Annotated in this window: 11 protein-coding genes; 8 read left to right on the top strand and 3 right to left on the bottom strand. The window is 44.7% G+C overall.

The genetic code is table 11. The annotated features are described in order from the left end of the window. The first annotated feature begins 216 nt into the window (after positions 1-216). The 5 genes from L3V32_RS03400 to L3V32_RS03380 all read left to right on the top strand — a co-directional run bounded on the left by L3V32_RS03400 (position 217) and on the right by L3V32_RS03380 (position 4,403). On the top strand, positions 217-876 hold the full coding sequence (locus tag L3V32_RS03400) for an OmpA family protein (RefSeq protein WP_237283942.1): 660 nt from the start codon (positions 217-219) through the stop codon (positions 874-876). Between the two features lie 76 nt (positions 877-952). Then, a complete protein-coding gene (locus L3V32_RS03395) occupies positions 953-1,930 on the top strand; it encodes a J domain-containing protein (protein ID WP_237283806.1) in 978 nt (325 codons plus the stop codon). A gap of 177 nt (positions 1,931-2,107) precedes the next feature. Then, complete coding sequence (locus L3V32_RS03390; protein ID WP_005377960.1) at positions 2,108-2,290, top strand: hypothetical protein; 183 nt, start codon at positions 2,108-2,110, stop codon at positions 2,288-2,290. 412 nt (positions 2,291-2,702) lie between these two features. Continuing rightward, entirely contained in the window at positions 2,703-3,095 is a 393-nt protein-coding gene (locus L3V32_RS03385) for a cell division inhibitor SulA (RefSeq protein WP_005395873.1), read from the top strand. Between the two features lie 204 nt (positions 3,096-3,299). Further along, positions 3,300-4,403, top strand: coding sequence for a phosphoribosylaminoimidazolesuccinocarboxamide synthase (locus L3V32_RS03380; RefSeq protein ID WP_006742604.1), 1,104 nt, complete (start codon positions 3,300-3,302; stop codon positions 4,401-4,403). Positions 4,404-4,481: 78 nt separating this feature from the next. Here the strand turns inward: L3V32_RS03380 and L3V32_RS03375 are convergent, their stop codons facing one another. The 3 genes from L3V32_RS03375 to L3V32_RS03365 all read right to left on the bottom strand — a co-directional run bounded on the left by L3V32_RS03375 (position 4,482) and on the right by L3V32_RS03365 (position 9,505). Continuing rightward, the gene (locus tag L3V32_RS03375; RefSeq protein WP_237283805.1) at positions 4,482-6,155 is read right to left on the bottom strand and encodes an alkaline phosphatase; all 1,674 of its coding nucleotides are present in this window, start codon (positions 6,153-6,155) and stop codon (positions 4,482-4,484) included. Between the two features lie 329 nt (positions 6,156-6,484). Then, positions 6,485-6,862 (bottom strand): hypothetical protein, encoded by a 378-nt coding sequence (locus L3V32_RS03370; RefSeq protein WP_005377965.1) that lies wholly within the window; start codon positions 6,860-6,862, stop codon positions 6,485-6,487. A gap of 288 nt (positions 6,863-7,150) precedes the next feature. Further along, the gene (locus tag L3V32_RS03365; RefSeq protein WP_237283804.1) at positions 7,151-9,505 is read right to left on the bottom strand and encodes a helicase-related protein; all 2,355 of its coding nucleotides are present in this window, start codon (positions 9,503-9,505) and stop codon (positions 7,151-7,153) included. A 213-nt stretch (positions 9,506-9,718) separates the two neighbouring features. Here L3V32_RS03365 and L3V32_RS03360 point away from each other — a divergent pair, with 213 nt between their 5' ends. The 3 genes from L3V32_RS03360 (at position 9,719) to L3V32_RS03350 (ending at position 13,886) form a co-directional block, all read left to right on the top strand. Continuing rightward, positions 9,719-11,407, top strand: a complete 1,689-nt coding sequence (locus tag L3V32_RS03360) for an NAD-dependent malic enzyme (RefSeq protein WP_005395857.1) — start codon at positions 9,719-9,721, stop codon at positions 11,405-11,407. A 154-nt stretch (positions 11,408-11,561) separates the two neighbouring features. After that, on the top strand, positions 11,562-12,296 hold the full coding sequence (locus tag L3V32_RS03355) for a vancomycin high temperature exclusion protein (protein WP_031780501.1): 735 nt from the start codon (positions 11,562-11,564) through the stop codon (positions 12,294-12,296). Between the two features lie 219 nt (positions 12,297-12,515). Next, positions 12,516-13,886: a DASS family sodium-coupled anion symporter gene (locus tag L3V32_RS03350; protein WP_005395853.1), complete on the top strand. Its 1,371-nt coding sequence runs from the start codon at positions 12,516-12,518 to the stop codon at positions 13,884-13,886. Positions 13,887-14,007: the final 121 nt, after the last annotated feature.

Raw genomic sequence — 14,007 nt, 5'->3', positions numbered from 1 at the left:
TAGAACAGCAATTGATTAACGTAGGTCCCAATATTTCAATGTTATTGGGACCTACTTTTTAAAGTTATGATAGTAACGATAAGAATTTTCTTACAGAAACTCTTATCAATCTTACTTTCTCATAACAAATATCAATGCTTACTTATTCATAATTCGCATCCCATTATGAGGCATGGTTTCGCCTCAGTTTTATACGGAGATTTTCCCTTGAAAAAGATGCCTATTGCACTAGCTCTAGTGCTAGCTCTTACTGGCTGTCAAGCCACTCAACGCCAAAATGCAACAACGGGTGAATACGAAACTAACTCAACCACGCAAGGCGCGCTTATTGGTGCTATCGCTGGTGCAGCAATCGGTCTAGCAACGGGCGATGACGCTAAAGAACGTCGTCAGCATGCACTCATTGGTGCGGCCGCAGGCGGAGCGACTGGCGCTGGCGTTGGTTACTACTTTGACCAACAAGAAGCAGAATTGCGTCGCGCTTTGCTAAACTCTGGTGTACAAGTTCAGCGTGTTGGTGAGAACCAGCTTTTACTGCGTATGGAAAATGGTATCGGCTTCTCTTCAAGCTCTTACCAGCTTGATGCTAGCATTCATAATAAGCTACGCGGTGTTGCTCGCATCTTGGTTGAATACCCAGATACCAGCCTTGTTATCGACGGTTACACTGATAGCACGGGCAGTGAGTCATACAACCAAACGTTGTCTGAGCGTCGTGCAGAGTCCGTACGTCAATTCCTAGTATCTCAAAACGTTGCACCTGGTCGTGCAATTGCACGTGGCTACGGCGAACGTAACCCAATTTGCTCAAACCAAACTTCTGAAGGTCGTGCGTGCAACCGTCGTGTTGAAATCCAGATCTTGCCACTGAAGTAATTTGGTTGCACCATAGCGGTAATAATAAAAAATTACCGGAGCAGGCCTAACCATAATCGTTAGGCCTGGCATATCAATGTCTGTCAAAACGTCTGCCCTACTCTGCTTATTTAGCCTCAGCTTTTCTGGTTACCTGCTTGCCTCTCAGGCTCCAAATGACCCCATAGAGCAATATGAGTACGCACAGCAATTATTGGCATCAAACAAAGCTGAAGCCTCAACAGAAACACGCTACTGGCTAGAGCAATCCGCCAACCAAGGTTACCTCCCTGCGCAAAAACAGCTCGCGAACGACTTTGCTGAGGGGATATATGGCGAAAAGAATGAAACACAAGCGTTATATTGGCTGACCTCTATCGCACTCAATGACCCAACCGATCGTGGCTTTCTTCTCGCTAACTTTATTCAGCACAATCAAGACAAGGTCACAGCTTTTCAATTGACTGAAGCTTTGTATCAAATGGCTTCTCAGCATAATCCAGCAGCAGAACAGGCTTATAATCAACTGTTAGAGCAGCGCTTCAATCAACTGCGAGCTAAACAAGTCTCACAAATAAAGTCGCTCGATAAAAAGGCGGAGCAAACACAAGAAGAGAAAAGCACAGCAATTGCAAAACCCAACGTAGAATACTCGCAGTTTTTATGGCTGATCTGGCTAGCGGCGATACTCATCATCAGCGGCTTAAGTTTTCTCGTAATCAAGAAACTTAAGCAGAATAGAAAAGCGCTTGAAGCCAAAGAGGAAAGCCAAAATCAACGAATGGCGGAAAAAATAAAAGAGCTAGAGTTTACGAACAAGCAACTGAAACGCCAGCTAGAGAAAGTATTCAAAGAATTTAAGAAATCCAAAACCCAGGCAGAAAACCATAAGCTAAGCGTCGCATGCGCCATGTTTGGCTACACACCACAACACATCCCTGATTTACAAGCAATAAAGCTACGCTATAGACAGCTATCAAAGCTTTATCATCCGGACACAAGAGGCAGTGAAGAAGAAATGAAGCGACTCAATCATGCCTTTAAGCTTGTCTCACAAAATGTTACAAAACAGTAAAAATCGGTAAAGATACTTTGGCTAGCATGCTTTTAGACCCATATAATCAAGCGCCGCAATCGATCTCCCTCTCAAACAAATTAACAGACATTTAACTTAAGTCTCGCTTTTATGCCATAATGCTCAGCGCAAAATAACACCTAACGACTCAAATTAATCTAGGTGGGGAGAAAATCAATGTTCACTGAAGAAGGCACCTGTGATTGGTGTAAAAAACCTAGTCTTGTAACTCGTCACGATTATTTAGATGGCAAGCACCATTACTCATGTAAAGCTTGTTACGACATGGCAAAAATCGACGTGCGTCTATTTAACCAAGGCGAATTGCAAATGCGCGAACGCTTGCAACGAGCGAGCTAAGCAAGACGGAATCAACGGAACTGATTTTCAAAGGCGCCTTTTAAGGCGCTTTTTTGATCGCCCAAGTCTATTTCCAATCTCTATCTCGTATTCCCTCCTATCCTACATAGCATGTCGCATCGGTTATCAGCCCCTCTCCTACTGTATACAAACCACTGTCCGTGTAACAACACCTGTATATACAGTAGTGAACCCCTGTATGTATCTCGTCCAATTTTCTACTCATCTCACATTTTTAAATTGATGTTAGACATATCAGAAATAAAAAATAATCAAATAAATTCAAACACTTAAAACATAATCTTTTTATTTTCTTCTCAAAAAACCGCAAATAACTTTTGAGAAACTGGTTGATCAGGTCGCCAAAACAAACTACTGTATACACATACAGCATGTATAAAGGAACAGTAAGATGCAGTTACAAAGTCAATCTCATACATACTCTCGTTACAACGTATTGGCACAAACAACTCAGCCTATGGCCGTTTCGGATCAGCTTCTATCTAAGCTGGCTGTTTTATCGCAGCAGAAACAATGGATTTTGTTTACAGCAGACTGCCCTCGTCCAGACTTTGAACAACTCACTGCTTCTAATATTTGCTGTAAAAACGTGATTCAAATGAAGCCCTCTCAACAGCTTTCAGAAGTCGAGATCGTGATCAAAGCCATCCGATCAGGCAATGCCAGTGCTGTTGTCGCATCAAATAAAATTGCACTTATGAATCAATCTATGTTGCGCGACATGGCGCAGCGCTATCAGTGTGAGGTTTTTTTCGTCGAAGGCAGAGTTAATAAGTACCACTAATAAGTTCGACGTTATCCATCCTGCATCTCGCCTCCTTTTTAAGGGGGCTTTTTTTGTATTAAAGAAAACAAGCAAACGTTTGCTTTTTTCTCTGGCGAGTTAAAATAGTTCTGGTATGATGCCCACATTCGATTTATTCAGCGCCCACATTTTGCTGAATATCTTCTCTTTCTGACGTTTGATTAAGATGATAGGAATGTCGCAATGAGCCTTGCTAATCAAGTACTTGCCGTCAATGACGACCTGCCAATTCGCACCCATAAACCCGTTCATAGCGGAAAAGTTCGTTCAGTTTACTGGTTAACTGAAGAAGACAGCGCCCGACTGATCAAAGAAAAAGGATACGATGTCGCTCCTGATGCGCCTTTGGCTATCATGGTGATTAGTGACCGAATCTCTGCATTCGATTGTATTTGGCATGCTGAAGGTGGTCTTAATGGTGTCCCAGGTAAAGGGGCTGCGCTTAATGCGATTTCTAATCACTGGTTCAAACTGTTCAAAGAAAATGGCTTAGCAGATAGCCACATTCTAGACATTCCTCACCCTTTTGTTTGGATTGTACAAAAAGCCAAACCTGTAAAAATCGAAGCCATCTGCCGCAAATACATCACGGGTTCGATGTGGCGCGCTTACGCAAATGGCGAGCGCGAGTTTTGTGGAATCCAACTTCCTGAAGGGTTAGAAAAAGACAAAGCACTGCCAGAGTTGCTCATGACCCCATCCACAAAAGGCATTCTAAAAGGCATTCCCGGTGTGCCAGAAGCGGACGACGTGAATATTACTCGTCAAAACATCGTAGACAACTACGAAGCATTTAACTTCTCAAGTGCCGACGATATCGCACTCTACGAAAAACTGCTGAAAGAAGGCTTTAACGTTATCAGCCAAGCGTTAGAAGAAATCGACCAAATCTTTGTCGATACCAAATTCGAATTTGGTTATGTTCATGATGCTGCTGGCAATGAAAAGCTGATTTACATGGATGAAGTGGGTACACCAGACTCGTCTCGTATATGGGATGCTAAAGAATACCAAGCAGGTCACATCGTAGAGAACTCAAAAGAAGGTTTCCGCCAGTTCCTACTTAACCACTTCCCTGACCCAGATATCTTGCTAAACAAAGAACGTATGCCAGAGCGCGAAGCACTCGCTCGTGATAATGCTTTACCCGTCGAATCTTTGATGGCGATTTCGAGCACCTACATTGGTATTGCCGAGAAGATTACAGGCAAGCCGATTCATTTGAGTGAGAATCCGAAAGCGGAAATCATCGAAGTTCTGAGCAAAGAATACGGATTGATTGACTAGCACTGTCGCTAGATTGCTAAACGCTTTCCAATAAAAAGTCCGCACTAGCTTGCGGACTTTTTTCGTATTAGGCTCAGTTTAGCCGATATTTAACGTAGTGCCATCTGTTGTAGAGGCTGACTTAGTCGTCACCTGATATGTTTTGTCTTTAATCGTTGATACGAAATACCAGGTCGACTCTGCTTTGTCGGGCGTAAAAGTAACGCGTATAAAGCCACGCTGTTTGATGTCTGCCCACTGTAATTCTGACACTAAGTGCGGCAACGTGTATTCCATTTGAGCGATCGCAACAGGATCTAACGCTAGGTAGGCCTCTAGCCCAGGGGAACTCACCGAGCTAGTCGCAAACTCTATCCCGATAGGATGCTTAGATACGTCTTTAAGCTCACTTGCCCATGCGTTGTGCGTATCTCCTGCCAAGCAGACAAAGTTACCACTGTTGGCTTTGGCCAGTTGATAAACTTTCTCTCGCTCAACGTAGTAACCATCCCATGCATCTAGGTTATACGGGAGAGAAATGGTATCTGAACTTGGGTCAGAGAGGTAACCCGTAATCGCAGAGTTTACTGCTAATAACGCCTCTGTTTTTTGTTCTTCAGTGGCAGTAAACAATTGAAACATAGCGGTCATAACCGAACTTGGCAGCTCCATACGAGACATTAACACTTGTTGCCCTAGCACATTCCAAGTTGCGTCGTGCGTACTGAACGCATCCATCAGCCAAGCGAGTTGGTCAGCGCCTAACAGCTCTCGGTCTTCACTGCGCGACTGAGCAACTAAACCGCCAATCGCTTCCATCGTTGGTGAGCTGAGCGAGAAGTAATCCAACGGTTTATCACGCCCCACAAGTCGCGTGTCGAGCATCATCAAATTGACTAAACTTCCAAACGAAAACTGACGGTAAATCAGCATATTTGAGAAAGTGTTTTCACGAACGGGCAACCATTCTGTCCACGCGGCAGCCGCAGCTGCACGACGATCATTAAAGCTGCCTTCCTCTTCTTGATGGTTTTCCGCACCATTTTTCCAAGTATCATTTGCAAGCTCATGGTCATCCCAGACAGCAATCATTGGTAGGCTCGCATGTAACGCTTGCAGATCAGCATCTTGGCGATATTGCGCATACCGTTTTCGGTAATCATCTAAGGTAATACATTCAGTGCCTTTGCTTGGCTCTCGCCCTAGTGCCTCAGCATCTTCACTAGCGTAGCCACCAGCACCATACTCATAAATGTAATCACCGAGATGAAGCACCACATCAAACGGGTCTTGTTCATGTTGATTTAAGATCTCTCGATACACATGGAAATAGCCTGCAGGATAGTTTGCACAAGAAACAACCGCCATGGATGCCTTTTCTACACCATCCTTTGGTAATGTTTGAGTTTGCCCGACTTCGCTAGTGACATCTCCAACCATGAATCGATAGTAGTAGCGAGAATTTGCGTTGAGATTTTGAACATCGACTTTTACCGTGAAATCTCGGCTCGTGTCTGTGGCAAAAGTGCCACTTTGCACGATATCAGTAAAATTTTCGTTAGATGAAACTTGCCAGCTTACATCTGCGTAGCTTGCTGAGGTCGTAACACGAGTCCAAATGATTACTTGTGTTTGAGTAGGATCTCCACTCGCCACTCCGTGCTCAAAGGTAACCGCAACAGATTCACTAGCATCGCTACCACAGCCCACCAGCCCGGTAACAATCGCCGTTGAAGAGGCAGCTTTCATAAAGTCTCGACGAGACAAAGACATATTGACTTCCTTTCTTATTGTGTTTGTTTTTATGCCCAAATGACGTGGTGACTCAATCATCCTTGTGTGCCAATAAGGGACGTTAATTCGAACTTACAGTACCAACCACTTAGTCGGTAATTTGTCCTAAAAACACAAAGTTAGAAGCTAGTTATGACAATTGCATTTCCAAACGTTACATTTTTGTTAATTTAAGTGCAAATACTCTATATTCATCACACTTCCAAGACCTGTGACAAAAACCTCAAAATAAAAAAGCGACCTACTTTGAGGTCGCTTTTCATTGCACTATTGTTAAGTGGTACATTGATGAAGTGGAAATGCTCAGCCTAAAACTTGATGTTAAGGACATCTTGTTCTGACGTGTCCACCTTCAACTGACTGCGAGATTCTATGTACTCGATTTGCTGAACATCGAGCGAATATGGCATAACGACTCGCAATTCGTTGATCCCTTCATGTTTAGCTAACTGGGTTAAGCGGACCAAATTGGATTCATCACTTTTACGAGAAGACATCGATTTTAATGCGGCATCCCACAACCGATCTTCAGGCTTGCTCAATTCCGCAATGTTCTGTTTCCACATCAAACCGAAAATAGGCGCGATGGTGGCAAATGCCTCTAAAAAGGTCCATTTTTTACTACCTGTCGCCCCTAAAAAGCTAGTGTAGTCGAATTCAATGCACGTCTTTCCTTGTTGATCCATTCTATGCCCCCGACACTCGAAAATGAGATATACCAAATATCGTTCAACTGTTTTGATATAGCAATGGGATATAAAACATTCGTCTTTTATGCCCTAATTTACATGCAAAAGGAAATATTAAAACCAGCTTTGTAACAACTGATGTACAGCTTCGCCATATATAAGCATTCAATTGATTAATATTTCAATTAAGAAACTAAAAACAACACGTAAGTAACGCTATCAATATGAAATCATTATAGATTCACCAAGAAAATATCAATTCTTGTCACAACGTCATCCACCTACCTACTTCACATCAATCACTCGACTGGCCTTTTTATACTGTATCTTCCAACCAGCCCAGCGTGGCAGCTCCCAGCGCTTCGGGTCTCCCTTACGGTTTCCCTCTCGATAAACGACCTGTACCAGCTTGCGAGACGCGTAATACTCAACATCCAGTTGGAGTTCTGGCAGCGAAAGTTCTAAAGGGTACTGCTCCGTGAAATCGTCGTATTCCCATTCCGGAACACCGTTAAATGTTAAGTCTTCCGGTTCAAACAACGCCATATCATCGACATTTTCGACGCCTAATGTTTCCAACTGATCCTTTAACCAGCTAGAAAATGTCAAGGAGGCTAAGTCGTTAACCTCTTCTCCTTCGACATTAAGGCCCAATGCGTTGTAGAGTTTCCAGTGTTGGATTTGTTGTTTTCTTTGAGAAGCAAAACCTGGTAACAGTGTCTCATCTTCTATCATTTCGACAATAGACTGAACAGCAACATCACCTTGTAACGCTTGGTGTTCAGAACAGACTGTTCGCCCGGCGTAGACCAAATGCATCGTTGCTCTTGGGGTCTCCTCTTCATAATTCGTCTCGCCTTGTTGCCACTCCCCAAATTCAAGTTCGCGTAACAACGTCAGCGGGATAGGCATCATGACCGATGCGAGGTTCAGTGTTTGCTTAACGCCTCGTCCTGGCACGCTATGGCTATCTAGCACGATGGCCGCTTCTTCTTTATCAGGAAAGCGACTGTTACGCCCAACCAGCATTTCGGCAACACCATTTCCCAATGCATCTCTTCGACGAGTTCGTCGGACAAACACAAGCTCAGGGTGCAATGAGGCGATGGAGGAAAAGAGCGCTTCACGTTTATATCGAGAGGCAACGTCAAGTTCCGGTAATTCAAATACTTCTCGCATTTGTTTCGCTAAACCTTGTGCCTCTTCGAGTGCGCTGGCATCAATGACAATACCAGGGAGTAGCTCCCCCCGAACCAAACGGATTAGCAAAGAGGCATCACATCCGTATGGCTCCTCTTGAGATAGAAGCTCAGCGACTTCACCACTTTGTCGCTGATAGAGTTGAGCAGGCACAGATAATGCTGCTGCCAAGTCAATCATTGCTTCCTTCTCTGTCTTCGCTTGAATTCTGGTAACGAGATCGGCAAACAGTGCATCAATAGGTAGTGGGTATACTTTTCTCCCGTGCTTCGTGACATTGCCGCCTTCATCAATCGCTTCCATGGACAACAAGGTTAAATGAGATGCCTCTAGCGACTTTGGGGGAATTGAGTCGAGAAAATCGAGTGTTGAGAGACGATACCCACAACAAGCTGCTGCCAGCATGGGCTCGACGAGCTCTTCTCTGTGTAATTCTGGAGGTGTCACCAACTCTAAAGGCGCGTGCTCACCATATAGACGAATACAAGCCCCTTCGGCAACGCGACCTGCTCGCCCCATTCGCTGCGCGGCACTGGCCTTAGAAATGTTGGTTAGCGTCAGTGCTGTACGTCCATTTCGTTGTACAGTTCTGCGCTCTAAGCCGCTATCAATGACAACTCGGATGTTAGGTATCGTTAAGGAGGTTTCCGCAACATTGGTTGCCAATACGACTTTTCGTTGTTTTTGCGTAGTTAACGCGCGGTGCCGTTCTTCATCACTAACCGAGGCATGAAGTTTGACCACCATGACTTCGCCGCAACTTTGTAGCATCTGAGCACATTGGGTGATCTCTTTGCGTCCAGGCAGGAAAACAAGAATATCGCCATCTTCATCTTCCAATGCTTCTTTTACCGCTCTGAAAACCTCTTGTTCACATCCCTTCTTATTCGGTAAATAACGGCTGTCTAAAGAACGATGTGTCACCGTGACTGGAAAGCAACGCCCTTCAGATCGCAGACGCTTCGCATTCAGGTAACGCGCTAGCTTTTCGCCCTCCAGCGTAGCGGAAGTGACGATCAACCGATGTTGATTTTCTTGCTTCAAAATTGCGGTTAATAGATCAATATCCCAGCGTCGCTCGTGAAATTCGTCCACTATCACGATATCGAAGCCTGCTAGCTTGTTTTCCGCAAACCAACGCAGTGCGACTCCCGGAGTCACAAATACAACTTCGGTTTTTTCATCAAAGTAGGCATGAAGCTTGATCGCGTAACCGACTTTGCGACCTATTGGCTCACCAGATTGCTCCGCAAGATATTCAGCCAACGAGGTACAAGCAATTCGACGTGGTTCAATAACCAGCACGCGTCCGTGTTTTGCCGCCCACATAGGCAAACGGGTAGATTTACCTGACCCGGTTTCGGCTTCCACCACGAGATGGTTTTGGTTCACATGTTGGTCAAACTCAGCTTGCAGGCTGTCGATAGGTAGTTGAAACATAGAAATTGGATTTGATTTGATGATGCAGAACATTATACCCAAGTAAAAAAATCCTGCTTTAGGTATCTCTAAACAACCAATATTGCCGATATTTTCGGCGGTATCTGAGTTTTTTTGCGACATTACATTGATGTGCATCAACGCATGTTTACAACTAAATGGTGAACCCGTTAAAATTTGGTGCGCATCCTTCAACCCTACATAAGGCACCCAATGAACAACGATAAACGCCCACTATATATTCCATATGCGGGTCCGGCTCTTTTAGCAACCCCTCTTTTGAACAAAGGCAGTGCATTCTCTGCTGAAGAACGTAGTTCATTCAACTTAGAAGGCTTGCTTCCAGAGTCTACCGAAACAATCCAAGAGCAGGTGGAACGTGCCTACCAGCAATACAAGAGTTTCGAAAGCGATATGGATAAGCACATTTATCTGCGTAATATCCAAGACACCAACGAAACACTGTATTACCGCCTAGTGCAAAACCACATTTCTGAGATGATGCCTATCATCTACACGCCAACTGTCGGCGCAGCATGTGAAAACTTCTCTAACATTTACCGCCGTGGTCGTGGTCTATTCATTTCATATCCGAACCGTGACCGTATTGACGACTTGCTGAATAATGCAGCAAACCACAACGTTAAAGTGATTGTTGTGACAGATGGTGAACGTATCCTTGGCTTGGGTGACCAAGGTATCGGCGGCATGGGTATTCCTATTGGTAAACTGTCACTTTATACCGCGTGTGGTGGTATCAGCCCTGCTTACACGCTACCAATCGTGCTTGATGTGGGTACCAATAACCCGCAACGTTTAGCTGATCCGATGTACATGGGTTGGCGTCACCCTCGTATTACGGGTGCAGAATACGATGCATTTGTAGAAGAGTTTATTCAAGCAGTACAGCGCCGTTGGCCTGATGCCTTGATCCAGTTCGAAGACTTTGCTCAGAAAAATGCGATGCCTCTTCTTGAGCGTTACAAAGATCGCGTGTGCTGCTTCAATGATGATATTCAAGGCACGGCGGCCGTTACTGTTGGCTCTCTACTTGCAGCCTGTAAAGCAGCAGGCACTCAGCTGTCTAAGCAGCGTATCACCTTCTTGGGCGCTGGCTCTGCTGGTTGCGGTATCGCAGAAGCGATCATCGCACAAATGGTATCGGAAGGGATTTCTGACGAGCAAGCTCGCTCTCAAGTTTACATGGTTGACCGTTGGGGTCTGTTACAAGAAGGCATGCCTAACCTTCTTGATTTCCAACAACGCCTGGTGCAGAAACATACCAATACGAAAGAGTGGGAAAATGAAGGAAATGGCTTCTCACTCCTCGACGTTATGCGTAACGCCAAACCAACGGTACTAATTGGTGTTTCTGGTGCTCCTGGCCTATTTAGCCAAGAAGTCATCGAAGAAATGCATAAACACTGTAAGCGTCCGATTGTCTTCCCACTGTCAAACCCAACAAGCCGCGTAGAAGCAACACCGAACGACATCATTCGTTGGACAAATGGTGAAGCACTGGTTGCAACAGGTAGCCCATTTGAGCCTGTGGTTCATGAAGGTCGCACTTACCCTATTGCCCAATGTAACAACAGCTACATCTTCCCTGGCATTGGCCTTGGTGTACTTGCTGTAAACGCAAAACGTGTCACCGACGAGATGCTAATGGAATCAAGCCGTGCGCTCGCAACATGCTCTCCTCTAGCAATCAACGGTCGTGGTGCGCTACTTCCACCGTTGGAAGAGATCCACTCGGTATCGAAAAAGATCGCGTTTGCTGTTGGTAAGAAGGCAATCGAGCAAGGTGTGGCGTTAGAAATTACTGATGAAGCATTGAACGTGGCGATTGAACAATCGTTCTGGCAGCCAGTTTACCGTCGCTACAAACGCACTGCGTTTTAAGCTTGAGACATTTCGTTTAATAATTAGCCCCTACCATGTAGGGGCTTTTATTTTTTTATCATCCTAACCAGATTTTGGCATAAATGGGCTTCTCTCTTTTTGTTTCTATCAGATATGATGAGAACTACATTTTTAGTTAAGGATATAAAACGTTTTGTTGTTTTCTCGCATAAGATCAAAGTGGAAGCTGAAATTTTCCTGGAAGCGACTTGCTTTGATTTTGTCGATCTCTGTACTTAGTCTGCTTGTTTCTGTTATTGCCATCGACCGGTGGGTGGTTTTACAAGCCAAAGAAAGCATTTTCACTGAATACGAACAAATACCTCAACATGAGGTTGCTGTGGTTCTCGGTACCAGTAAATACATCGGTAAGATCCTCAACACTTACTACACTCATCGCATTAATGCAGCGATTGAGCTTTACAACCAAGGCAAAGTAAAACAGTTTTTATTGAGTGGCGATAACGCCCATCGCTCCTACAACGAACCGTGGACGATGAAACGCGACTTACTTAAAGCCGGCGTGCCTGAGGAAGTGATTCACCTTGATTATGCTGGCTTTCGTACTCTAGATTCGATTGTGAGGGCGAAAAAGATTTTTGCTTCGGAGCGCTTTCTGATTGTGACTCAGCGCTTTCATTGTGAGCGAGCGCTGTTTATTGCCGATGCTTACAACATTGATGCGCAGTGTCTTGCGGTAGCAGGACCTACGACAAACAAACAAAAAACATCAATGCGTATTCGAGAGTTGCTCGCCCGTGTGAAAGCCTTTTTAGACCTCTACATTATTAATACGCAGCCCAAGTTTCTTGGTCCTCAAGAACCTATCGTTGCAGTAAAAGAGCCTGAAAAAATCTCTAATGAGCCTCTGCAAGTTCCCGTCGAATAGAGTAACAACGCAGCTCACAAGGCTAATAACATTTCTATAAAACAAATGGGTAGTTTTCTACCCATTTCCAATTCTCAACATCACATTTTCTAATTTGCTCTACGATTCAGGCAAAACTCTTTTTTGCATTCCAAGTAACATTTAATCAATAAATAACTACAAGTCAGTTACTTTGCCATAAAAAAACCGACAAAAGGCAATGCAAAAGGAGCACTACCCATGACCGCACTCGCTGTGACATTGAAGAACTGGTTCTTCACTCGCAACAGCATGATTTTGAACGCGAATATCGTATTGTTCATTATCTTGTTTAATACCCTACCCTTTGAGCCACAAGTAGTAACTGGCCTAAGCATCTTAGTTTTTGTTGCTATTCTTTGGCTAACCGAAGCGATTCACGTCAGCATAACCGCGCTGCTTATACCATTACTTGCGGTATTTTTAGGCGTGTTTAACACTCAGACCGCGCTGAACAACTTCTCCAACTCCATCATCTTTCTATTCTTAGGTGGTTTTGCACTTGCTGCGGCTTTGCATAAACAGAAGTTAGACCAAGCTATTGCTGATAAAGTGCTGTTACTCGCACGAGGCAAAATGTCTGTCGCTGTATTCATGCTATTTGGTGTTAGTGCTGGCCTGTCGATGTGGATTTCAAACACCGCCACTGCCGCTATGATGCTGCCCCTTGTACTGGGTGTGATGACAAAGCTAGACGCGAAGAAAAATCACAATACCTTTTTGTTTGTTCTGCTCGGCATCGCTTACAGCGCTTCGATTGGTGGTATTGCAACGCTGGTTGGTAGCCCACCAAACGCCATTGCAGCAGCTGAAGTCGGCCTAAGTTTTACTGAGTGGATGAAGCTCGGTGTGCCTATCTCATTAGTACTAATGCCAATCGCTATTCTCGTTTTGTACACCATGACTAAGCCTGACCTTAGCCACAAGTTTGACCTTGACCATCAACCAGTCGAGTGGACAAACGGCAAAATGATTACGCTGGCGATTTTCTTACTGACGGTCACGTTGTGGATTTTCAGTAAGCCTATTAACGCTATGCTAGGTGGCTTCGCTAAGTTCGATACCCTTGTCGCAATAGGTGCGATCCTTCTGCTTGGGGCTTCTCGCGCCGTCGAGTGGAAAGATATTGAGAAAACAACCGACTGGGGTGTGTTAATCCTATTTGGTGGTGGTATCTGTTTGAGCAACGTTCTAAAAGCAACCGGAACAAGCGTATTTTTGGCTCATAGCTTGTCAGGCTTCCTTGAGCAAGCCGGTATTCTCCTAACGATTCTTGCAGTGGTTGCTTTTGTTGTCTTCTTGACTGAGTTTGCAAGTAACACCGCTAGTGCTGCACTGCTGGTCCCTGTATTTGCAACCATCGCAGAGGCCTTAGGCATGTCTCCGGTCATTCTCTCTGCATTAATTGCCGTCGCTGCATCTTGTGCATTTATGTTACCTGTTGCAACACCTCCAAACGCGATTGTGTTCGGTACGGGTCATATCAAGCAAAAAGAAATGATGCGAATTGGTTTCGTCTTAAACATTGCCTGTATTGCTGCACTAACGCTTTTCGCTTGGTTGTTCTGGTAAAAACAGCAAGTTCGATTAGCACTACACTGCTGCTCACGGTAATCACATCGATGACCCAAACTTCCCCCTAAGTGGCGTTCAGCAGTTTCCCTCTTGGTGGCCAGTTGGCCACCTTTTTTTA

The sequence above is a fragment of the Vibrio sp. J2-4 genome (assembly GCF_021728155.1).
Classification (GTDB): Bacteria; Pseudomonadota; Gammaproteobacteria; order Enterobacterales; family Vibrionaceae; genus Vibrio; species Vibrio diabolicus.
This window is presented reverse-complemented; position numbering and strand designations above follow the sequence as displayed.